Here is a 20,941-nt window from a genome sequence, read left to right on the forward strand (position 1 = left end):
CTCCCCCTTTCCCCGGGCTAGGCTTCCATCGCTGTCGCTCTCGGTGTTGCCCAATGAGCCCCCTTGGACGGCTGTATATCACACGGCATCCGTCCCGTGCACCCACCACAGGGGTCCGTGGGTGGGCCTTCCGCACAACCTTTGCCTGTTGTAGGCTTCGGCAAAGTCCGAGGGGAACTCTTGTCAGATATCGCCGATACATATCCGGGCGGCGACCAGAGGCCGGGGGCATTTGAAGCACACGGGGACGAGGAGCGCGGCCAGGCGCGCGGATGCTATTTCACGAGGAAGTGGATATGCGTAAACGATCTATCCGGTGGGTACTCATCGCACTGGCGTCGGCCAGCGCTATCGCACCCGCAATGGCCCAGCAGTATTCTCGAAGCACGCGGATCACATACTACGATCACGCAGGTCAATGGGTGCTAGGTCAGATCTCTGACCGCACTGTCAATGGGGTCAGCGTGGAATCTACAACCTTCGACACTGTCACTGCCCTGCCGTTGACTCAATCATCATACGGAAAGCTGCAGAGCACGCTCGCCTACAACCCCGACGGCACACTATCCGCCAGTCGCGATGCCGCCGGCAACGCTACCCACTACGGCAACTGGAAGCGCGGCGTACCTCAAACAATCACGAATACTGACGGCACCACGCAATCAGCAGTGGTCAACGACCGGGGCTGGATTACGCAGGTAACAGACGAGAACGGTAGCGTTATGCAGTACGGCTACGACAGCATGGGCCGCATTAGCAGCATCACTCCGCCAACTGGCGACACCGTGAACTGGACTCCGACAACGCAAGTGTTCGAATCGGTCGGAAATGTGGAGCATGGAATCGCAGCGGGTCACTGGCGACAGACAATCACTACGGGCAACGCGGTAAAGGTGACCTACTTCGATGCTCTCTGGCGACCGTTGATCGTGTGGGAGTACGACGCAGCTCGGCTTTCGGAGACTCAGAGCTTCCTGCGCTTTGCCTATGACAGCGCGGGAAGAGCGGTTTTCGCTTCCTATCCGTCCGCATCCTCTAGTCCCACATCGGGAATTTGGACTGAATTTGACGCGCTGGGCCGCACGATCGCGAGCAGCCAAGATAGTGAGCAAGGATTGCTGATCACGACGACCACCTACGGTGCGGATGCGACAGGGCCGTACACCGTTGTGACTGAGCCGAGTGGTGCTCAGACCCGTAGTTGGTACCAGGTATTCTCGACGCCGTCCTACGATGTGCCCATCAGGGTTCAGCGACCCAACGGGGCAGTGACGACGATCGCACGCGATATTTTTGGAAAGCCGCAGTCAATCATTCGTTAGGTCGGCTGCGTCAATGCCTGGCCTATCGCACAGCCATTGCTTCCATCAATCTTGCTGTTTGAGGTCCGAAGCTGGAGCACTTAGCGAACGCACTTTTCAATCTTCTCGCCCGCCTTGCTACGTGCGCAGCTAGGAGGCAGGTCTGCTGGGCGATCAGCACCAGAGTCGCCACTGCGTTTCCAGTTTTTCAACTAGCGCACAAAGCTAAAGGAGTAGCCCGTGGGACGTGTGAAAGATGCAATAGCAACTGGGAAGTTCATGCTGCTTCTGGGTTGCTGCTTTGACGCCAGCGCTGCCTCGTCCGTCACTGTGGCCGAGGACTACCCGGCTAGGCTTCGTGCAAGTTCCACGGTGCAGGGCTTATCGGCGGATGACGTGTTCGGCGATAAGGTGGGCTTGTATACCGGCGCGTTGGAGTTCCTTCAAACAGATCTTGTCTTGCCCGGTGTCGGGGACCTCGATATCGCGGTGAGTCGCAAAATGACAGCAGGCGCCCAGGGCGGGACAAGATTGTTCTCCGACTGGGACCTTGCCTTGCCTTCAGTCCATGGCGTCTTTTCCGAGGCCAATGGATGGAACTCTGGACTGGGGGGCAAGAACTTCAACCGTTGCTCAAAGTACGCATGGCCAGCGGACGAAATGGTTGAAGGAACCCATCCCAGCCCAGTGAAGCCCGTGTACTACGTTCCTTCTGAGGAGTTTTGGCATGGCACTTTTCTCTACCTTCCCGGGGTTGGAGAGGAAGAGCTATTGAAAGTCACTGCGGACGGCCGCGCGCGACCCAACAATGGCCTAGACTACCCTCTCACAACAAAGTCTGGCGCTGCGATTCGATGCATTTCGATGAATGGCGGAGCGGAGGAGGGTTTTGAGGTATTGACGCCTCAAGGGATCACTTACCAGCTTGCATTCATGGTACGCCGCTTCGAGCTGCCGATTATCAATTATGGCCCGGCACCATCGCCAAGCGGCCCTATTCTTACCCCAACGCCTTTCGTGCTCCGCAGGCTAGATCACCGTCTCTATCCCATAAGTGCTAAGGATAGATTTGGCAACACCTTAAGCTACGACTGGGACGCATCGACCGGACATCTAAATCGCATATCCGCCAACGATGGGAGACTCGTTGAGTTCTCCTACAATGGTCATCGCATTTCCCAAGTACGAGCCGCGGGGCAGGTCTGGAATTACGACTATTCAACAGGCGTACTAACAACCGTTACGTTGCCAGACCAGTCCTACTGGTCCTTCACGCCCGGATTGAACCTTTCATTCGAAGCAGCAGGCAACGTCCCAGCAGTGCGCGCGCGCTGCAAATTCCCTGGAACTCCTACTTTCGAGACGACCGGTTCAATGCGGCATCCAAGTGGCGCAGTAGCCTCATTTACCATTAGTCCAACGCTTCATGGCCGCTCTTACGAGCATTACGGTTGCAGTGCTCAGCCCAACACAGCATGGGTCGATAAGACGGTGGAGACTTTTCCTTCAAGGTATTACGCATGGTCACTCACCAAAAAAGTTCTGAGCGGACCTGGCTTGAGCGAAGCATACAGTTGGACATACAACTACGGCCCTGATTACGCCTGTTACACTAGCGGCCTCCCTGCCAACGACCCTCTCACCTGCACCGCCTCATCACCCGCCGAGAAGCGCGTAGAAGTTACTGATCCGTCCGGCATAAAGACTTCATATGTGTTCAGCAATAGGGCCGACCACTCGGAGGGTTACCTCCTGCGAACAGAGCGCCCTGGACGCGTGGAGACGAATGTCTACGAGTTCGGCAACCCTAGCCAATTCTCTCTTTATGCTGGAACAAGCATTATGCCTGCTGCTGGCAGAGGCTGGTATCTGTCACGACTGGTGCCATTGCGCGAGCGTTCCATCCTGCAAGATGGCTACAGATACACTTGGCGGGTCAACGCATATGATGCCATGGCGCGCCCAATCAGCATTACTGAATCCAACGCCCCGGCCCCCTAAATACCGGCGAATGAGGCAGAGCGCAAGTTCGCTTGGAAGTGCGGCAGCCGACAATTGAGGAACACACTTCCCAACATGCACCTTATGAATCTGCAGCGCAGGGCCGCACCCTTTCTAGGTTTTCGCGCACCATCCGATGGGGCAAAACCCAGCACGCGCGCCGCAGACTTGCTGACGAAGCGATGCGCTTCGTTCCGCCTTGATCACCTCGCACCACGGGCAGCCCGCCACCATCGAATACAGAGAGTCAGCAAGGCCAAAGACAACGCCCGTCACTGACGTGAGCGCGCTGCTCCTGAGCTGTGGCCAGGGAGCAGTAGCGACGCACTTGATGAATGGCCATCCGCCCCCGTCGGGGCTGGCCGCAGGTGCGACAAACCGTCGCAATCACGCTGAAGCCGGGCACTTTCGCCACGGGGATTCCACAATATGGCCTAGAATCCCAAACAGGTGACCTGCGCCGCTGCCAGTAGCCGCGACGCCGCGGGGAATGCCACTGGGTTCGAGAACTGGAAGCGAGGAATCCCCCAAAGGATAGTCCACGCCGACGGCACCTCGATCAATGCAGCGGTCAATGACCAAGGACTGGTCACTCAGGTCACCGACGAGAATGGAAGCACTACAAGCTACGGCTACGACAGCATGGGGCGGGTGAGCAGCATCATTCCCCCTACCGTAGATACAGTGGCGTGGACGCCCACAAGCCAGGCATTCAACGTGATCGTCTCGATGGCCTGAGCCGGCGCCGCCCCAGGCGCGCGCGTCACCTGTGGCCAGATCTCGCGAATCGGCCCTCTGTGTGCAGCTTCAGGCTGCTGGAGCGTTGCCGCCATCGCTTCCAACTCCATGAGCTGCCGGTAGAGCTTCAAGCCCTTCGGGCTGTCGATCTGCCACTGCTCCGTGACCGTCCCGTCCGCTGCCCGGGTGCGGTTCAACGTGAGTTCGCGCAGGTTCTCAGCGCTCGTCAAACGATCAATCAGAAGGTCAGCATCCGTTTTGCTGAGGTTGGCCACGCGTTGATCCTTCAACTGTGCGAAGAGTCGAGCATAGCCTGCACCCAGCACGACCGCACGCACGTGCGCCTGGGCTAGATCTTTCGTTCGGAGGGTGCGTTTGATCAGCCGGCAGTCGAGCACGGCTTGAAGGTCGACGGGAACGCGCTGGACGAAAGACCAGCGACCGGTCTCGGACCGACTCAAATGGTGAGGGATGCGCATGCGATTGTCGCCTCTGCATGCTTTCCGCCTCCCAATCAGGACACATCAAAAATTCTATTTTAGAATCAGTGATTTATGCGTGATTGGCGGAGAGAGTGGGATTCGAACCCACGGAAGGTTTGACCCTTCGCCGGTTTTCAAGACCGGTGCCTTAAACCGCTCGGCCATCTCTCCGTATCGGTAGCGCTGTCCGCGCCCCGCGTACCCAGGTCATTGCAACCCGGGTATCCGGTCGGGGCAGCGCCCCGTCCGGCATGGCTCCCCGGCACTGGCCGGGGGTCGCATTCTCGCATTTCAGGTGAGGTTTGCCCACCCGGTGGGGGTCGGGCTCAGCCCGCATCCACCGCCAACGCACCCAGCGCGCTGGCCTTGATCTTCTCCTTGGCCCGCTCACACGCGCCATCACAATGCAGGCGCGAGGCCTCCAGTTGCGGCGGCAGGTGCTCGGCCAGGAAGTCGATGAACACGCGCACCGCCGGCAGCAGGCCGCGGCGCGAGGCGAACACGGCGTGGCAGATGCCCTGCGGCAGCGACCATTCCGGCAGCACCACTTCCAGCTCGCCGCTGCGGACGGCGTCGGCGCAGACGGTTTCGGGCAGCATGGTGATGCCGAACCCGTCCTTCACCATGCTCTGCAGCAGCGGGAAGTCGAAGCCGGCCACGCGCGGCTGCAGGTCCACGCGGCGCACCGCGCCTTCCGGGCCGTGCAGTTCCCAGCGCTGGCGGGCTTCGTCTTCACTGATGCTCAGGGTGACGTGGTTGGCCAGTTCGTCCGGGTCCTTGGGGCGGCCGGCGCGGTCGAGGTATTTCGGGCTGGCTACCAGCAGTTCCTGCACCTGGCCGAAGCTGCGCATGACCAGGCTGCCGTCGTCATCCAGCCGCGAGCGCACACGCAGGGCGACGTCGTAGCCTTCGTTGATGATGTCCACGCGGCGGTTGCTGATGTTCAGCTGCAGGCGCACCTTGGGGTACTGGGCCAGGAACTTGGGCAGCAGCTTGGGCAGCTGCATCTGCGCCAATGAGACCGGCACACTGGCGCGCACCAGGCCGCGTGGCTCGGCACTGAGCCGGTCCACCACCTCGCGTGCGGCCTGGGCCTCGGCCAGCATGGTCTGGGCGTGACGGTGCACGCTGGTGCCCACGTCGGTCACCGCGAAGCGGCGCGTGGAGCGCTGCAGCAGGCGCACGCCCAGGTCGGTTTCCAGCTGGCTGATGCGCCGGCTCAGGCGCGATTTGGGGATGCCCAGCGCGCGTTCGGCCGCGGCAAAACCGCCGTGGTCGACCACCATGGCGAAGTAATAGAGATCGTTTAGGTCGTGCATACCGAAGTTCCAGATATAGAACAATACGTGGTATTCAACCACCTTTATCCCAACCAAGCAACAACCTAACCTGTTCTCCGTCGGCGGCGCCTTGCCCGCCCCTCCCCAGATAACAGGTGATTGCCATGAAGCTTCTTCACATCGATGCCAGCGTCCTTGGCGACAACTCGGTTTCCCGCCAGCTCTCGGCCGCCGTGGTCCAGCAGTGGCGCGACCAGGTGCCGGGCCTGGAAGTGACCTACCGCGACCTGGACGCCCAGCCCGTTGCGCACCTGCGCAGCAGCTCGCTGGCCCAGACCGACGCGGCCGAAGTGGCCGACGCGGCGCTGGTGCTGGAACAGTTCCTTGCCGCCGACGTGGTGGTTATCGGCTCCCCAATGTACAACTTCAGCGTGGCCTCCACCCTCAAGGCGTGGATCGACCGCCTGGCGGTGGCCGGCAAGACCTTCAAGTACACCGACACCGGCCCGGTGGGCCTGGCGGGCGGCAAGCACGTGATCGTGGCCAGCAGCCGCGGCGGCCTGCACACCGGCGCCCCGACCGACTTCCAGGACCCGTACCTGCGTCAGGTGTTCGCGTTCTTCGGGATCGACGATGTGGAATTCGTGCGCGCCGAGGGCATTGCCTACTCGCCGCAGCACCGCACCGATGCCATCGCCCAGGCACTGGCCACCCTGCCGCAGCCGCGTGAGCTGGCTGCTGCCTAAGGTGTAACACCGCGCCGTTCCTCCTCGTCGTGGCGGCGTGGCGCGCACCACCGGTTCTCCCTCCCCCGCCGGTGTTGCGCCTGATGGCCCCTTTTGGGGCCATCTTCTTTTTCAATGGCGCAACTGCGATGCAGGTGCTGGGCAAGGTCGGTGGGCGTCATTACGCTGACCGCTCACTTGTTCAGGACAGGCCCGCATGCGCTATCTGGTCGTTGCTCCGCACCGGAGCGAATTCCCCCACCCCATCACGCTGGCGCGTGGCCAGGCGCTGCAGGTGGGTGAGCGTTATGAAGGCGCGGAAGGCTGGGACGACTGGTACCTGTGCGAAGCCGCCGACCAGGCACCGGGCTGGGTGCCGGCGCAGGTGATCGGGCGGGATGCGCAGGGCGATGCCTTTGCGAAGGAAGACTACTGCGCGCGCGAGCTGGACGTGGACCCGGACCAGGTGCTGGTGGGTGGGCGCGTGCTGAACGGTTGGGCGTGGTGCGCGCCGGTGGGCGGCGGTGTTGAAGGGTGGGTGCCGTTGCGGGTGTTGCGGGCCATGTAACCCCGGTGGGGGGTAGAGCCACCCCATGGGTGGCTGCACGCAATGCCCGAATCGCCCCGGCAGAGCCCCCGAGGTGCTGCACAAAAAAACCCGCCTTTCGGCGGGTTTTTTTGTGATCAGGCGATGGTGTCCAGGCCGCCCATGTAAGGCTTGAGGGCATCCGGCACGGTGATGCTGCCGTCGGCGTTCTGGTAGTTCTCCATCACCGCGATCATCGCGCGGCCCACGGCCACGCCGGAACCGTTGAGGGTGTGCAGCAGTTCGGGCTTGCCGGTTTCCGGGTTGCGCCAGCGGGCCTGCATGCGGCGGGCCTGGAAATCACCGCAGTTGGAGCACGAGGAGATCTCGCGGTAGGTGTCCTGCGAGGGCAGCCACACTTCCAGGTCGTAGGTCTTCACTGCGGCAAAGCCCATGTCGCCGGTGCACAGCAGCACCTTGCGATACGGCAGGCCCAGGGTTTCCAGCACCACTTCGGCGCAGCGCGTCATGCGCTGGTGTTCGTCTTCGCTCTGTGCGGCGGTGCACGCGGCCACCAGCTCCACCTTCTCGAACTGGTGCTGGCGGATCATGCCGCGCACGTCGCGGCCACCGCTGCCGGCTTCGGCACGGAAGCACAGCGAGTGCGCGGTCATGCGCAGCGGCAGCTGGTCGGCGTCGATGATCTCGTCGCGCACGATATTGGTCAGCGGCACTTCCGAGGTCGGGATCAGGTACCGGGTGGACTCGCCCACGGCGGTCTTGAACAGGTCGTCTTCGAACTTGGGCAGCTGGCTGGTGCCGCGCAGCGACTCGGCGTTGACCAGCGCCGGCACGTTGGTTTCCTGGTAGCCGTGGGTGTCGGTGTGCAGGTCCAGCATGAACTGGGCCAGCGCGCGGTGCAGGCGGGCCAGCGGGCCGCGCAGCACGGTGAAGCGCGAGCCGGACAGCTTGGCCGCGGTTTCCGCGTCCAGCCAACGGTTGCGGGCGCCCAGCTCCACGTGGTCCAGCACCGGGAAGTCGAAGCTGCGCGGGGTGCCCCAGCGCTTCTGCTCCACGTTCTCGGTTTCGTCCGCGCCGGCCGGCACGTCGTCGCCCGGCAGGTTGGGAATGCCCAGGGCAATGGCTTCGATCTTGTCGCGCAGTTCGTCCAGGGCCACTTCCGAGGCCTTCAGCTCGTCGGCGAACGCGGCCACTTCGGCCATGATCGCCGAGACGTCTTCGCCCTTGGCCTTGGCCTGGCCGATGGCCTTGGAGCGGCTGTTGCGCAGGCTCTGCAGTTCCTGGGTGCGCACCTGGATGCGCTTGCGGTCTGCTTCCAGCGACTCCAGCCCGGACACATCCAGCTCGAAACCGCGCGAGGAGCGCAGGCGTTCGGCAAGGTCGGCGGGGTGTTGGCGAAGCAGGGCTGGATCAAGCATGGCGTGTGCGATGGGGTTGGGACTGGAGGGGGATTATCGCCTGTTATGCGGATTTCTGCCGCCCGGGGGCCGCCATGTACCCCTCAGTCATTCCGGGCGTGGCAGAATCGGGGGGTTCACTACGGTATGGCTCATGTCCGCTTCCCGCTCCTCGTCTGGCAAGAACATCACCTTCCACCTGCCCCGGCGCAGCCTGATGATCGCCGGCATCGCCTTTGGCGTTGGCGTGCTGTTGTTCCTGGTGGTGTGGCTGAGCAGCCGCAACGACGACTTCTACAAGGCCGGCCCGGCGGCAACGCCGCAGCAGGTGGCCGATATCGAGCCGTTGCCCGAACCCCTGCCCGCCGCGGCCGGCTCCAGCGACATGCCCGACGCCAAGCCGCTGCCGCCTGGCGAAGAAGCCCCGCAGCTGGTGGAAACCGCACCCCCGCCGCCGCCGGCCGCAGCCGCCGCGCCGACCACCGAGGCCCCGGTGGCCGCCGCTGCCGGTGACCGCCCGCAGCCGATCACCGACCAGTCGCCGCCGCCCTCGTATCCGCCTGCCGCGCTGCGTCGTGGCGATGCCGGCACGGTGGTGGTGCGCGTGGATGTGGATGCCACCGGCTACCCGTCGAACGTAACGATCATCGAGCGGAGTGGTTCACGCGATCTTGATCGGGCCGCATCGGATGCGGTGCGCCGCTGGCGCTTCCAGCCGGCGCAGAGCAATGGCCAGCCGGTGCCGGGCAGCATCGAGGTCCCGTTCGACTTCAAGCCGCAGTAATGCGCGGCCGCCGGATCATCACGCACCGCTGATTCGGCAATGGCTCATCAAGCTGAACCTCGATGGCAATGCAGTCGCCGCGTTGACGGTGCGCTGACACATCCACAACCGGGTACGGGCAAGACTGCGGGTGTCAAAACGACATCAGGAGTTCGCCATGAGTGTTACCCATGCCCATGACATGCACGCGTCGCCGCAGCACCAGCGCGACGTGACCGATGAACCGGCCCGCCGCGGTACCTCGCCGTGGTTGTGGATGGCGCTGATCGTGGCGATGTTCGCCGCCGCGCTGGTCTGGCTGCGCTACGCCAACCCCAACGAAACCAGCACTGCACCGGTAGGCGAGCGCATGTTGCCGGCGACCGAGACGCCGGTGGCCACCACCGCACCGTCCCCGGCGACGCGCCAGGCCGCACCGGACAACACCCAGCGCAAGCCGGCCGTAGCCGCGCGTAACCGCGAGGCGCGCCCGCTGGCCAGCAATGCCAAGCCGACCTATCCGGCCAGCGCGCTGCGCAGTGGCGTGCAGGGGAGCGTGGTGGCCAGCCTGAGCGTGGACCCGCGTGGCCACGTGACCGATGCCAACATCGTGCAGCGCACCGGTTCGCGTGACCGCGACCTGGACCGCGCGGTGCTGACCACCGTGCGCAACTGGCAGTTCGAGCCGGCCATGAACAATGGTCGCGCCGTGGCCAGCGTGGTGCGCGTGCCGGTGGATTTCCGTACCGAGCGCTAAGTTGAGGCGCTGAGGCGGGAACGAAAAAGGGAGGCCACTGGCCTCCCTTTTTTGTGCGGCGTAGTGCCGGGCGCTGCCCGGCAACCAGGCACATCCCGACGCAACCGCAACCACGTAGTGCCGGGCGCTGCCCGGCAACCAGGCATATGCCGACGCAAACGGCAGCCGGGCAGAGCCCGGCTCTACGAGCAATCACGCACCATCGTAGTGCCGGGCTCTGCCCGGCAGCACGCCTCAGGCGCTGCGCAACCCGAAGCCCGCCCCCGTGGACAGGCCATCGAAATCCGGGAAGGAGGTGGCGACGTTGGCGATGTCGTTCACCCGCACTTCGCCACTGCTGAGCTGGCCGGCAATGGCGAAGGCCATGGCGATGCGGTGGTCGCCGTGGCTTTCGATGGTGCCGCTGCCCAGCGTGCTGCCGCCGTGGATGGTGGCGCCGTCGTCGGTTTCATCCACCTGCACGCCCAGCGTGCGCAAGCCGGTGGCCATGGCGGCCAGGCGGTCGGATTCCTTGACCCGCAGTTCGGCAGCGCCGCGCACCACCGTGTTGCCCTGCGCGGCAGCGGCAGCCACGAACAACGCAGGGAACTCGTCGATCATGTCCGGCACCAGCGCTTCGGGAATTTCCGCACCGTGCAGCGGGGCGTAACGCACCACCAGGTCGGCTACGGCTTCCCCGCCCTGCTCGGCATGGTTTTCTTCGGTGATGTCCGCGCCCATCAGCCGCAGTGCGGCCAGCAGGCCGGTGCGGCGCGGGTTCAGGCCCACCGCGCGCAGGCGCAGTTCGGAGCCGGGAATGATGCTGGCGGCCACCAGGAAGAACGCCGCGGAGGAGAAGTCGGCCGGCACCACGATGTCGGTGGCGCGCAGGCGCTGGCCGCCGCGCAGGCGGGCCTTGCCGGGCGAGAAGTCGATGTCCACGCCGAACGCGCGCAGCATGCGCTCGCTGTAGTCGCGGGTGGGGTGCGGTTCGCTCACCGTGGTCTCACCATCTGCATACAGGCCGGCCAGCAACACCGCGGATTTGACCTGCGCACTGGCCACCGGCGAGGCGAAGTCGATGCCCTTCAGCGTCTGGCCGCCATGCACGTGCAGCGGCGGGGTGCCGTCGCTTTCGGTGTCGATCTTGGCGCCCATCAGCGCCAACGGGCCGGTGACACGGCGCATCGGCCGGCGCGACAGCGATTCGTCGCCCACCATCACGCTGTCGAACGATTGTGCGGCCAGCAGGCCGGCCAGCAGGCGCATGCCGGTGCCGGCGTTGCCGCAGTCCAGCGGCGCGGTGGGGGCCCTCAGGCCGTCCACGCCCACGCCATGCACCACGCGCTGCGACGGCGACGGGGTGTCGATGCGCACGCCCATCTGGGCAAAGATGGCGGCGGTGGCGCGGGTGTCTTCGCCTTCCAGGAAGCCATCGATGTGCGACACGCCGTCGGCCAGCGCGGCGAACATCACCGAGCGGTGCGACACGGATTTGTCACCGGGAATGGTCAGGGTGCCCTGCAGGGGCTGGCCCTTGTGGGCAATCCAGTACGGCGTAGCGGTCATCGAAGGATCCTGTCAGGCAGCCGCGCGGGCGGCGATGCAGCGGTATGCGGGAAAGGCGGCGCGCCGGCATGGCGTCGCCACCGAAGGCGCAGCGCATGGCTGCGCCGAGACGGTCAGGGCACGGCCACCGGGTAGGAGCCCAGCACCTTGATCTGTGCCGAGTGCGCTTCCAGTTCGGCCAGCGCAGCCTGCATCGAGGCATCCTCGATGTGGCCGGCCAGGTCGATGAAGAAGCCGTACTCCCACTTGGCGTTGTGCGACGGCCGCGACTCGATGCGGTTCATGCTGATGCCGTGGCGCGCGAACGGGCTGAGCACGTCGAACAGCGCGCCGGGCTTGTCGTGGATGAACACCAGCACCGAGGTGCGGTCGTGGCCGGAGGTGGGGAAGATGTTGCGGCCCACCACCAGGAAGCGGGTGGTGTTGTCGGCATCGTTCTGGATGGGCTTGGTCACCACCTTCTTCAGGCCGTACACGTGCCCTGCACTCTCCCCGCCAATGGCAGCGGCGTCGTCGGCGTTGCGGGCGCGGCGGGCGCCTTCGGCATTGCTGGACACCGGGATCTTCTCGGCCTTGGGCAGGTTGGCGCGCAGCCACGAGGAGGTCTGCATGAACGACTGCGGGTGGCCATACACGCGCTCCACGTCGTCCAGCCGACCACTGCGCGACATCAGGTACTGCTGCACGCGCAGCTCCACTTCGCCGCAGATTTTCAGGTTGGAGGTCAGGAACATGTCCAGGGTGATCTGGATGGTGCCCTGCCCCGAGTTCTCCACCGGCACCACGCCAAAATCGGCGTTGCCCGCTTCCACTTCCTGGAACACTTCTTCAATGCTGGCCAGCGGCAGGCCCAGCGCCGAGCGGCCGAAGTGCTTGAGCACGGCCTGCTGGCTGAAGGTGCCTTCCGGACCCAGGTAGCCAATCTTCAGCGGCTCCTGCTGGGCCAGGCAGGCCGACATGATTTCGCGGAACACATGCACCAGCACTTCATCGCTGAGCGGGCCTTCGTTGCGGTCCACCACCATGCGCAGCACCTGCGCTTCGCGCTCGGGGCGGTAGTAGTCGACGGCGGCGGCGAGCTTGCCCTTGGCCTTGCCTACCTGGTGGGCGAAGTTGGCGCGCTCGGCGATGAGCGCCTGGATGCTGCGGTCGATGTGGTCGATCTTGGCGCGCACGTCCGACAGCACCGGTGCGGGCGTGCTGGCAACGGCAGCGGCCTTGCCGGGGGCGGCCTTCGCAGGTGCGGCGGCCTTGGGCTTGGACAGCGGCGCTTTGGCGGCCTTGGGCTTGGCGGGTTTGGTGGCCATCTGGGTTCCAGGTGCAGTGGGGCGTCACGCGCCCCGGGAAATACGAAAACGTCAGCCGTGGCGCTGCTGGAAGTCGGCCATGAAGGCGACCAGCGCCTGCGCGCCTTCCACCGGCATGGCGTTGTACAGCGAGGCACGGATACCGCCCACGGCGGCGTGGCCCTTCAGCGCGAGCAGGCCGGCGGCCTTGGACTCGCTGACAAAGCGCGCGTTGAGGCTGTCGTCGGGCAGGAAGAACGGGATGTTCATGCGCGAACGGGCGGCCGGCACCACCTCGTTGCGGTAGAAACCGCCGGAGGCATCGATGGCGCCATACACCAGCGCGGCTTTGGCGGCGTTGCGGCGGGCGAATTCCTCGACGCCGCCTTCGGCCAGCATCCATTCGAACACCAGCCCGGCCAGGTACCAGTTCCAGGTGGGCGGGGTGTTAAGCATGGAGTCGCGCGCCACGTGCGAGCGGTAGTTGAAGATGTCCGCGCGCGGCTGGCCGGCGCGTTCGAGCAGGTCGCGGCGTACGATCACCACCGACACGCCCACCGGGCCCAGGTTCTTCTGCGCGCCGGCGTAGATCAGGCCGTACTTGCTGACATCGAGCGGTTCGCTGGCGATGGACGAGCTGAAATCGGCGAACAGCGGCGCCTGGCCGACATCGGGGGTGTCACGGAACTCGACGCCGTGGATGGTCTCGTTGGCGGTGATGTGCACATAGGCCGCATCCGCCGAGAGCTGCCAGGTGTCGCGCGCGGGGATGTCGTGGAAGCCGTTGGCTTCGCTGCTGGCGGCCACGTTGACGTTGACGTAGGGCGTGACCTGCTTGATCGCGGTCTTGCCCCAGTGCCCGGTGAGCACGTAGTCCACGGTCTGGCCGGGCTGGGCGAAGTTGAGCGCCAGCAGGGCCTGCTGGGTAGTGGCGCCACCGGCCAGGAACAGCACGGCGTAGTCGTCGGGGATGCCGATCAGGCGGCGCAGGTCGGCGTCGGCCTTGGCCGCGACGGCCATGAATTCCGGGCCGCGGTGGCTCATTTCGACAATGGAGGCGCCAGCGCCGTTCCATTCCAACATCTCTTCCTGCGCCTTGCGCAGGACCGATTCCGGCAGGGTTGCAGGGCCGGCACTGAAGTTGAACGCGCGCGTCATGTCACACCTATGGGGCAAGACCCCTAGTATGCCGCAGCGCACCAGGCTTTAGGCCTTGCAGGACAAGGCGAATTTGGTTGCAAACGAATCTATCGAGACGAGCACCAATTTGGGCCCGGCGCCCCCCGGGTAGTGCCGGCCGCTGGCCGGCAACCTCATGGACCCAGCCCGGTGCACGTGGAGCCGGCCAGCGGCCGGCACTACCGGTTGCGCGGACCTGGCTGGGTGTACGTGGAGAGAAAATCATGGGGCGTCAGCGCGGATGCGATGACGTTTACCGCGCGCCGAACCAGAGGAGGCCACTGATCACTGCCGCCAGCAGCAGCGCGCTGGCCAGCAGCCACGGCCAGCGGCTCACGCGCGGCGGCTTGGCCGGCGCTGCGTCGTGGGTGGGCAGGTCCAGCAGGTCGTCCTCGTCTTCGCTGACGATCCGGGTGCGGGCATCGTGCGGCACTTCCAGCACGAACCGGTGCTGGGTGTCGAACACCAGCTGGTCGCCCGGCAGCAGCCAGCAATGCCGAACCGCCACGCCATTGACCCGGGTGGATTCGCCCGCGCCGAGGTCGCGCAGTAGCACGCGCTCGCCGTGCAGCTCCAGGCGGGCGTGCTGCTCGGCAAAGGCGGGGTCGTCGATGGCGATGTCGGCCTCGGCGCTGCGGCCGATCAGGCGCGGACGGTCCAGGGTGAAGCTGCGGCCGTGGTGCTGGCCGCCCAACCCGCGCAGCAGGCGCAGTTCGTCGCTGCCGGCGTCACTGCGCGGCGGCGCCTGGGCAAGCACCTCGCACTCGCCCTGGATCACCATCTCCACGCCATCCACATACACCGCATCGCCCGCGCGCAGCATGGCCATGCGCCGCACGGGGCGGCCATTGACGTGGATGCCGCGCGTGCCGGTGGCCACCTGCAGCCAGAGGCCGCGGTCGTCCAGGCAGAACTGTGCAAGCAGCAAGGTGCCGGCGGCGTCACCGCCCAGCCGGACAGTGCCCGAAGCGTGGCGCACGATGCGCTGCACCCCGGGCCGCAGTGGCTGGTCGGGGTGTTGGCGTTGGGTGAAGTGAACTAGCAGGTTCTGCACGCGGCGAAAGCCTAGCAGGTTGCATGTCATCGAAGAAGAAGTGTGATGCAGTCCTTGGAGTTGGGCGCAAGGATGCGCACAATGCACGCCCTTCCCGCTGCCGCCCGCCAGGAGCTCCCATGTCCAGCATTGATATCCGCCACGCCCACTCCCTGCCCGTCGATGGCGCCCGCAAGGCGATTGAAGACGTGGCCGCCAAGCTGTCCGAGCGCTTCGGCCTGCAGAGCAACTGGGTGGGCGACGTGTTGAACTTCAACGGCTCCGGCGTGGACGGTGCGATCGAACTGCAGCCCGGCCAGGTGCACGTGACCGCCAAGCTGGGCTTCCTGCTGTCGGCGATGAAGGGCATGGTCGAGGGCGAGATCCAGCGCGTGCTGAAGGAAAAGCTGGGCTGAATCCTGGTCCGTCCGCAGGCGCCGGCCATCACATGGCGCAAAGCTGGCGCTGATTAGCATCGGGGTGTCCATCCACAGGATCGCCCCATGACCGCACACGACGACTTCGACGACCGCGACACCCGCAGCCCCGACGACAAGCCCTCGCTGGGCGAACAGGCCGAGCGCTTTTCGCGCAAGCTCACCGGTTCGGCCCAGCAGGTATGGCTGGCCGGGCTGGGTGCCTTTGGCCGCGCCCAGGCCGAGGGCAGCCGCGTGTTCGACACCCTGGTGCGGGAAGGCGAAACCATCGAGGCACGCAACCGCGAACAGAGCGGCGACACCCCGCGCTGGCGCGACAACGTGGAAGAACAGCTGGGCGAGGCCCGCGAAAAAGCCGCCGGCACCTGGGACAAGGTGGAAAAGGCCTTCGATGACCGGGTGCAGGGCGTGCTCAAGCGCCTGAACATCCCCACGGCCGAGGACGTGGCGGCCCTGAACGCGCGTATTGATGCTCTCAATGCCAGGGTCAACCGCGCCGAGGCCCGCAACGCCTCACCCAACGCCGACCCGTCCCCGGGAACGCATCAGGGACCGGGCGGCGCCTGAGCCCGGCCCGGGGCCCATCGGTGCCGGATGTTGCAAAGCAGCACGGCATTGATGACAATCGAAACCGACCCGCCAATCGCTTCTTCGCCGTTTGTTCCCTCCCCTCACGGCTACGGATTGGCGGGTTTTCTGTGTCTGCTGCTCGAAAGTGAGACGCCGGTCACTGGCTGCGGCTCGGACTTCCGGGGGTTCGTATTGAAGAGCCCCCGCAGACGCCTGCGAGCGCATATAAACTGTCAATCGCACATCCGTGTTCATCTCTAGCGCCCCATGTTCTCCTGGATTCTGGCTTTACTGTTGGCCCTCATTGTCTGGACGCTTGCCGCCGCCTGGTTCTGGCTGGTGAAGCGCCGCCGCAAGGAGACCCGGCTTGGGCTCAATGCCTTGGCTGGCATGCATTGGCGTGACTTTTCCGAGATCGTCCGGCGCGCCATGCGCGAGCAGCGCGGCCTGCAGGACGTGCCCGGCGAGGTGGACGACAGCCGCGAGCCGCGCAGCGATTTCCTCATGCAGGACGCCCAGCACCGCTGGCTGCTGTCGTGCAAGCATGGCCGCGCGTACCGCATTGGCACCGCGGCGGTGAACGAACTGGGCGCCGCCGCACGGCTGGCCGGGGCCCGGGGCGGCATCCTGATCACCGAGGGCATGGTCGAACGCGATGGCCGCGTGGCCGCCGAGAAGCAAGGCGTGGAGGTGCTCGACGGGCACCTGCTGTGGCCGCTGTTGCAGCCGTACCTGCCCGGCGACATGGAAGCTCAGGTCAAGAACGCGGCCCGCCGCGAGGCGATCCGACGGATCTCGATTGCCGCGCTGGGGTCGCTGACCCTGGGGCTGCTGGTGGGCATGGGCTACCTGACCTCGCGGCTGGACCAACAGGCCGCCCCAGTGGCGGTGACCACGCCGGCCGCGACACCGGTTCAAGCTGCTGCTGCGCCTGCAGACGGCCCGGTGGCCGGCGAGACGCCAGCCGCCGACACGCCCACCGCTGCCAAGCCGACCGCGCCTGCTGCCGCGCCGGGGATTCTGGGCGATGTGGCCGACCCGGACCCGGCCACGCTGGCGCGCTACCAGAAAGAGCTGGCCCGCACCCTGGCTACCCAGCCGGGCGTGTTGAGTGCGTTCTGGCTTACCCGGCAGACGTTGGCGGTGAACCGGAGTGACGAGATCGACGTGATCTGGCCGTTGGTCTGTACCGAGGTGAAGCGCTACCCGGCGCTGCGTACCGTGCGTATCCAGTTGAATCCGCGTTTGGGCGTGGACGAGCCGGTGCGTTGGCGGCAGTGCGCTACGCTTTGATGTTGATCGGTATTTAGGAGCAGCCGGGCAGAGCCCGGCTCTACGACCTTGCAATAGCGATAAATTCCGTGCGCATGGCGATGCGTTCGTCGTAACGGCGCCCGCCGGTCATGGGGCGCGGCAGAGCCCGGCTCTACGCTTTGACGGGCGGGTTTTTTAAGGGCAGCCGGCCAGCGGCCGGCTCTACCGGGCGCCGGGGGCGAATTTTGCGACGAGGTCCCAGGCGTCGCCGAGGAACATCTGGCGCACGCAGGTGATGGGCTGGTCGCCGCGCCAGGTGAGGCGGTCGATGACCAGGCAGGCAGTGCCGGGCTTGACCTCCAGCAACGCCGCGGCGGCGTCATCGGCGCCCCAGGCGCTGATGCGGTGCTGGGCGCGGGTCCAGGACACGTTCTGCAGCAGCCAGCTGCCCGGCGCGGTGGTGTCGAAATCCACGTCCAGCACTTCAGGCACGCCCACCGGGCTGATCAGGCGGTGTTCCAGCGCAAACGGACGGCCATCGGCGCGGTGCAGGCAGCGGATGGCCAGCAGCTTGTCGCTGCCCGACAGCGCCACCTCTTCGGCGGCCTGCGGGCGCGGCGGCCGGTAGGCCCGCTCCAGCAACTGGTAGCCGTAGACGTGGCCGCGTGCGCCCACGGCCATGGCGATATCCGGAATTTCCAGCGCCACCTGCTCCAGGTGCGGCGGTTGCCGGGCCACGAACGAACCGGCGCGGCGGCGGCGCTCGATCATGCCGCTTTCAGCCAGCGCGGTCAGCACCTTGTTCACGGTCATCCGCGAGCAGCCGTACTGCTCCATCAGTTCGTGCTCATAGGGAATGCGGAACCCCGGCTCCCACTGCCCACTGAGGATGCGGCTTTCCAGATCGGCGCGGATGCGCTGGTTGAGGGTTTCAGCTTTCTTGCCCGTCACTCGGGAGTCCTGGATGGGTGCGACCGGCACTCAGCCGGCCGACAACAACGTCTGCAATGCGCGGGCGAAACGGGCGGCCACGGCATCACGCTGCAGGTGACGGCCCTGATGGACCAGCTGGCGACCCTGGCGCCACACCGAACGCACGGCACCATTACGTGCGGCGAACACCCAGCTGTCAAGCAAGGCGTCGCCGTCGCGGGCGATCAGGGCCGGGTGCGTCGGGTCCAGTTCGACCACGTCGGCCGGGGCGCCCACCTGCAGCCCGGTGGCCACGCCCAGCGCCTGCCCGGCGCCGTGCAGCGACTGCTCGAACAGCCAACGGCCGCTGGACTGGCCGTCGCCCGGCGCCAGCACATTGCGCCCGCGCAGCTGCAGGCGCTGGCCGTACTCGAGCAGGCGCAGTTCTTCAGCCGCGTCGATCAGCACGTTGGAATCCGAGCCGACGCCGAAGCGCCCACCCGCGCGCGCGAACGCCTGCATCGGGAACAGCCCGTCGCCCAGGTTGGCCTCGGTGATCGGGCACAGCCCCACCACCGCGCGGCTGGCCAGCATGCGCTGCACCTCGTCGTCGTCCACGTGGGTGGCGTGCACCAGGCACCAGCGTTCGTCCACGGCGGCGTGTTCGTACAGCCAGCGCACCGGGCGCAGGCCGCTCCATGCCACGCAGGCGTCCACCTCGCGGGTCTGCTCGGCGATATGGATGTGCACCGGGCCAGGGGTAAGCGGCAGCAGTGCGTTGAGTTCCTCGCCGGTCACCGCCCGCAGACTGTGCGGGGCGATGCCCAGCACGGCGTCATCCAGGCCCTGCAGCGCCTGGGTGCAGCCCAGCAGCAGCGCGGCGAACCCGTCCACGTCGTGGATCAACCGGCGCTGCGCCGGGTTGGGTGCGGCACCGCCGAAATCGGCATGCGCGTAGAACACCGGCAGCAGGGTGAGGCCGATGCCACTGCCCTGCGCGGCGGCGGCGATGCGTTCGGCCATCTCGGCGCGGTTGGCGTACGGGGTGCCATCGGCGGCATGGTGCAGGTAGTGGAACTCGCCCACGCGGGTGAAGCCGGATTCGAGCATTTCCACGTAGGCCTGCTCGGCGATGGCCTGCACCGCCTCGGGCTGCAGGTGCGCCAGGAAGCGGTACATCAGCTCGCGCCAGCTCCAGAAGCTGTCACCGCTCTGGCCGCCGATCTCGGTCAGCCCGGCCATGCCGCGCTGGAAAGCGTGACTGTGCAGGTTGCCCAGCCCCGGCAGCGCGATGGCCAGCGCGGTGTCGCCCGGCTGGGCCGGCACGCCGGCACGCACCTCGGTCAGGCGGCCGCCGGCGCACACAATGCGCACATCGCGGGCCCAGCCCTGCGGCAGCAGTGCGTGGGTGGCATGGAAAACAAGGGTCGCGGCGGGGGTGGCTGGCATCACTGGACATCCCGGAAGTGGCGCCTATATTGTATAGACATATAAGCCGATGTGGTTGCTGCCATGCACTGTGACACCCTCTGGTACCACGCCCACCTGATCACCGTCGATGGCCCGGGCCTGGGCGTGATCGAAAACGGGGTGATCGCCGCCACCGACGGCCGCATCGTGCACGTGGGCGCGGCCGGTACCGAGGCGCACCTGCAGCCGGCGCAGCGTATCGATTGCGGCGGCCGCTGGATCAGCCCCGGGCTGGTCGACTGCCACACCCACCTGGTCTATGCCGGCAACCGCGCCGGCGAATTCGAGCAGCGCCTGCAAGGCGTGAGCTATGCCGACATCGCCCGTGCCGGCGGCGGCATCGTCTCCACCGTGCGCGCCACCCGCGCCGCCAGCGAGGCCGAGCTGATCGCCGCCAGCCTGCCGCGCCTGGACGCGATGCTGGCCGAAGGCATCACCACGCTGGAAATCAAATCCGGCTACGGGCTGACCTTGGACGATGAAACCAAGCAGCTGCGCGTGGCCCGCGAACTGGGCCGCCTGCGCGCGGTGGAGATCGTGCCGACCTTCCTGGGCGCGCATGCGATTCCGCCCGGCCGCGATGCGCAGGACTACATCGACGAAGTGTGCAACGTGATGATTCCGGCAGTGGCCGCGCAGGAACTGGCCGAAGCGGTGGATGTGTTCTGCGAGAACATCGCCTTCAGCGCCGCGCAGGCCGAGCAGGTGTTCGTGGCCGCCCGCCAGCACGGGCTGGCGATCAAGATCCACGCCGAACAGCTCAGCAACCAGCATGGCGCAGCGCTGGCTGCACGCCACGGCGCCTTGTCGGCCGACCATATCGAACACCTGGATGCCGAGGGCATCGCGGCGATGGCGGCGGCCGGCACCGTGGCGGTGCTGCTGCCGGGCGCGTTCTATTTCACCCGCGACACCACCCTGCCCCCGATCCCGGCGCTGCGCGCAGCCGGCGTGCCGTTGGCATTGGCCACCGATTCCAACCCCGGCACCTCGCCACTGACCAGCCCGCTGCTGGCCATGAACATGGCCGCCACGCTGTTCCGCATGACCGTGGACGAGTGCATCGCCGGCTTCACCCGTGAAGCAGCGCGCGCACTGGGCCGCGCTGATCGCGTGGGCCGGCTGGCGGTCGGCCTGGACTGCAACCTGGCCCTGTGGGACATCGAGGCACCTGCCGACCTAGTGTACCGCATGGGCTTCAACCCCCTGCACGCGCGCGTGATGCGCGGCGTATCCGTCTGATTCTTGTGATGTCTGGAGA

General features: G+C 66.1%; 18 protein-coding genes, 1 tRNA gene and 1 pseudogene. 10 read left to right on the forward strand and 10 right to left on the reverse strand.

Annotation, left to right across the window (positions count from 1 at the left end; translation table 11 throughout):
- Positions 1 to 272: 272 nt before the first annotated feature.
- Positions 273 to 1,322, forward strand: a complete 1,050-nt coding sequence (locus ACZ0AE_RS11995; RefSeq protein ID WP_463601231.1) for a hypothetical protein — start codon at positions 273 to 275, stop codon at positions 1,320 to 1,322.
- 219 nt (positions 1,323 to 1,541) lie between these two features.
- A complete protein-coding gene (locus ACZ0AE_RS12000; RefSeq protein WP_463601232.1) occupies positions 1,542 to 3,302 on the forward strand; it encodes a wall associated protein in 1,761 nt (586 codons plus the stop codon).
- 826 nt (positions 3,303 to 4,128) lie between these two features.
- Here ACZ0AE_RS12000 and ACZ0AE_RS12005 read toward each other — a convergent pair.
- The 3 genes and pseudogenes from ACZ0AE_RS12005 to ACZ0AE_RS12015 all read right to left on the reverse strand — a co-directional run.
- Positions 4,129 to 4,519, reverse strand: a pseudogene (locus ACZ0AE_RS12005) (DUF6538 domain-containing protein); the annotation flags it as partial.
- A gap of 84 nt (positions 4,520 to 4,603) precedes the next feature.
- A tRNA-Ser gene (locus ACZ0AE_RS12010) sits at positions 4,604 to 4,693 on the reverse strand.
- Positions 4,694 to 4,848: 155 nt separating this feature from the next.
- On the reverse strand, positions 4,849 to 5,841 hold the full coding sequence (locus ACZ0AE_RS12015; RefSeq protein ID WP_038692047.1) for a LysR family transcriptional regulator: 993 nt from the start codon (positions 5,839 to 5,841) through the stop codon (positions 4,849 to 4,851).
- A gap of 125 nt (positions 5,842 to 5,966) precedes the next feature.
- Between ACZ0AE_RS12015 and ACZ0AE_RS12020 the strand changes: the two genes are divergently transcribed.
- Positions 5,967 to 6,548: an FMN-dependent NADH-azoreductase gene (locus tag ACZ0AE_RS12020; protein WP_038687745.1), complete on the forward strand. Its 582-nt coding sequence runs from the start codon at positions 5,967 to 5,969 to the stop codon at positions 6,546 to 6,548.
- Positions 6,549 to 6,744: 196 nt separating this feature from the next.
- Complete coding sequence (locus ACZ0AE_RS12025; protein WP_038687743.1) at positions 6,745 to 7,095, forward strand: SH3 domain-containing protein; 351 nt, start codon at positions 6,745 to 6,747, stop codon at positions 7,093 to 7,095.
- Positions 7,096 to 7,211: 116 nt separating this feature from the next.
- Here ACZ0AE_RS12025 and serS read toward each other — a convergent pair whose 3' ends face one another.
- A complete protein-coding gene (gene serS, locus ACZ0AE_RS12030; protein ID WP_038687741.1) occupies positions 7,212 to 8,492 on the reverse strand; it encodes a serine--tRNA ligase in 1,281 nt (426 codons plus the stop codon).
- A 133-nt stretch (positions 8,493 to 8,625) separates the two neighbouring features.
- On the opposite strand from serS, the gene ACZ0AE_RS12035 reads away from it, so the two are divergent.
- Both ACZ0AE_RS12035 and ACZ0AE_RS12040 read left to right on the forward strand, forming a co-directional pair.
- Positions 8,626 to 9,255 carry an energy transducer TonB gene (locus ACZ0AE_RS12035; RefSeq protein WP_463601233.1) on the forward strand — a complete coding sequence of 210 codons (630 nt, stop codon included), beginning with the start codon at positions 8,626 to 8,628 and terminating at the stop codon, positions 9,253 to 9,255.
- A gap of 157 nt (positions 9,256 to 9,412) precedes the next feature.
- Entirely contained in the window at positions 9,413 to 9,991 is a 579-nt protein-coding gene (locus ACZ0AE_RS12040) for an energy transducer TonB (RefSeq protein ID WP_463601234.1), read from the forward strand.
- 234 nt (positions 9,992 to 10,225) lie between these two features.
- On the opposite strand, the gene aroA is transcribed toward ACZ0AE_RS12040, so the two are convergent.
- The 4 genes from aroA to ACZ0AE_RS12060 form a co-directional block, all read right to left on the reverse strand.
- On the reverse strand, positions 10,226 to 11,539 hold the full coding sequence (aroA, locus tag ACZ0AE_RS12045) for a 3-phosphoshikimate 1-carboxyvinyltransferase (RefSeq protein ID WP_463601235.1): 1,314 nt from the start codon (positions 11,537 to 11,539) through the stop codon (positions 10,226 to 10,228).
- A 113-nt stretch (positions 11,540 to 11,652) separates the two neighbouring features.
- Complete coding sequence (gene pheA, locus ACZ0AE_RS12050) at positions 11,653 to 12,846, reverse strand: prephenate dehydratase (RefSeq protein ID WP_463601236.1); 1,194 nt, start codon at positions 12,844 to 12,846, stop codon at positions 11,653 to 11,655.
- A 51-nt stretch (positions 12,847 to 12,897) separates the two neighbouring features.
- The gene (serC, locus tag ACZ0AE_RS12055; protein WP_463601237.1) at positions 12,898 to 13,983 is read right to left on the reverse strand and encodes a 3-phosphoserine/phosphohydroxythreonine transaminase; all 1,086 of its coding nucleotides are present in this window, start codon (positions 13,981 to 13,983) and stop codon (positions 12,898 to 12,900) included.
- 274 nt (positions 13,984 to 14,257) lie between these two features.
- Positions 14,258 to 15,058 carry an FHA domain-containing protein gene (locus ACZ0AE_RS12060; RefSeq protein WP_038687729.1) on the reverse strand — a complete coding sequence of 267 codons (801 nt, stop codon included), beginning with the start codon at positions 15,056 to 15,058 and terminating at the stop codon, positions 14,258 to 14,260.
- Between the two features lie 119 nt (positions 15,059 to 15,177).
- Between ACZ0AE_RS12060 and ACZ0AE_RS12065 the strand changes: the two genes are divergently transcribed.
- The 3 genes from ACZ0AE_RS12065 (at position 15,178) to ACZ0AE_RS12075 (ending at position 17,337) form a co-directional block, all read left to right on the forward strand.
- Entirely contained in the window at positions 15,178 to 15,453 is a 276-nt protein-coding gene (locus ACZ0AE_RS12065; RefSeq protein WP_038687727.1) for a polyhydroxyalkanoic acid system family protein, read from the forward strand.
- 87 nt (positions 15,454 to 15,540) lie between these two features.
- The gene (locus tag ACZ0AE_RS12070) at positions 15,541 to 16,041 is read left to right on the forward strand and encodes a phasin family protein (RefSeq protein WP_038687726.1); all 501 of its coding nucleotides are present in this window, start codon (positions 15,541 to 15,543) and stop codon (positions 16,039 to 16,041) included.
- Between the two features lie 270 nt (positions 16,042 to 16,311).
- The gene (locus ACZ0AE_RS12075) at positions 16,312 to 17,337 is read left to right on the forward strand and encodes a restriction endonuclease (protein WP_463601238.1); all 1,026 of its coding nucleotides are present in this window, start codon (positions 16,312 to 16,314) and stop codon (positions 17,335 to 17,337) included.
- 183 nt (positions 17,338 to 17,520) lie between these two features.
- Here ACZ0AE_RS12075 and hutC read toward each other — a convergent pair whose 3' ends face one another.
- Together hutC and ACZ0AE_RS12085 are read right to left on the reverse strand one after the other, a co-directional pair.
- Positions 17,521 to 18,249 carry a histidine utilization repressor gene (gene hutC, locus ACZ0AE_RS12080; RefSeq protein ID WP_038687723.1) on the reverse strand — a complete coding sequence of 243 codons (729 nt, stop codon included), beginning with the start codon at positions 18,247 to 18,249 and terminating at the stop codon, positions 17,521 to 17,523.
- Between the two features lie 30 nt (positions 18,250 to 18,279).
- Positions 18,280 to 19,659 (reverse strand): formimidoylglutamate deiminase, encoded by a 1,380-nt coding sequence (locus ACZ0AE_RS12085; RefSeq protein ID WP_463601239.1) that lies wholly within the window; start codon positions 19,657 to 19,659, stop codon positions 18,280 to 18,282.
- Between the two features lie 63 nt (positions 19,660 to 19,722).
- Between ACZ0AE_RS12085 and hutI the strand changes: the two genes are divergently transcribed.
- A complete protein-coding gene (hutI, locus tag ACZ0AE_RS12090) occupies positions 19,723 to 20,922 on the forward strand; it encodes an imidazolonepropionase (protein ID WP_463601240.1) in 1,200 nt (399 codons plus the stop codon).
- The last annotated feature ends 19 nt before the right edge of the window (positions 20,923 to 20,941 follow it).

The organism is Stenotrophomonas sp. AC248, assembly GCF_979258185.1.

Excerpts from the sequence above, each read along its gene's own strand:
- ACZ0AE_RS11995 (WP_463601231.1), top strand. The coding sequence starts at position 273 with ATGCTATTTCACGAGGAAGTGGATATGCGTAAACGATCTATCCGGTGG.
- ACZ0AE_RS12015 (WP_038692047.1), bottom strand. The coding sequence starts at position 5,841 with ATGCACGACCTAAACGATCTCTATTACTTCGCCATGGTGGTCGACCAC.
- ACZ0AE_RS12020 (WP_038687745.1), top strand. The coding sequence starts at position 5,967 with ATGAAGCTTCTTCACATCGATGCCAGCGTCCTTGGCGACAACTCGGTT.
- ACZ0AE_RS12025 (WP_038687743.1), top strand. The coding sequence starts at position 6,745 with ATGCGCTATCTGGTCGTTGCTCCGCACCGGAGCGAATTCCCCCACCCC.
- serS (WP_038687741.1), bottom strand. The coding sequence starts at position 8,492 with ATGCTTGATCCAGCCCTGCTTCGCCAACACCCCGCCGACCTTGCCGAA.
- ACZ0AE_RS12035 (WP_463601233.1), top strand. The coding sequence starts at position 8,626 with ATGTCCGCTTCCCGCTCCTCGTCTGGCAAGAACATCACCTTCCACCTG.
- ACZ0AE_RS12040 (WP_463601234.1), top strand. The coding sequence starts at position 9,413 with ATGAGTGTTACCCATGCCCATGACATGCACGCGTCGCCGCAGCACCAG.
- aroA (WP_463601235.1), bottom strand. The coding sequence starts at position 11,539 with ATGACCGCTACGCCGTACTGGATTGCCCACAAGGGCCAGCCCCTGCAG.
- pheA (WP_463601236.1), bottom strand. The coding sequence starts at position 12,846 with ATGGCCACCAAACCCGCCAAGCCCAAGGCCGCCAAAGCGCCGCTGTCC.
- serC (WP_463601237.1), bottom strand. The coding sequence starts at position 13,983 with ATGACGCGCGCGTTCAACTTCAGTGCCGGCCCTGCAACCCTGCCGGAA.
- ACZ0AE_RS12065 (WP_038687727.1), top strand. The coding sequence starts at position 15,178 with ATGTCCAGCATTGATATCCGCCACGCCCACTCCCTGCCCGTCGATGGC.
- ACZ0AE_RS12070 (WP_038687726.1), top strand. The coding sequence starts at position 15,541 with ATGACCGCACACGACGACTTCGACGACCGCGACACCCGCAGCCCCGAC.
- ACZ0AE_RS12075 (WP_463601238.1), top strand. The coding sequence starts at position 16,312 with ATGTTCTCCTGGATTCTGGCTTTACTGTTGGCCCTCATTGTCTGGACG.
- ACZ0AE_RS12085 (WP_463601239.1), bottom strand. The coding sequence starts at position 19,659 with ATGCCAGCCACCCCCGCCGCGACCCTTGTTTTCCATGCCACCCACGCA.
- hutI (WP_463601240.1), top strand. The coding sequence starts at position 19,723 with ATGCACTGTGACACCCTCTGGTACCACGCCCACCTGATCACCGTCGAT.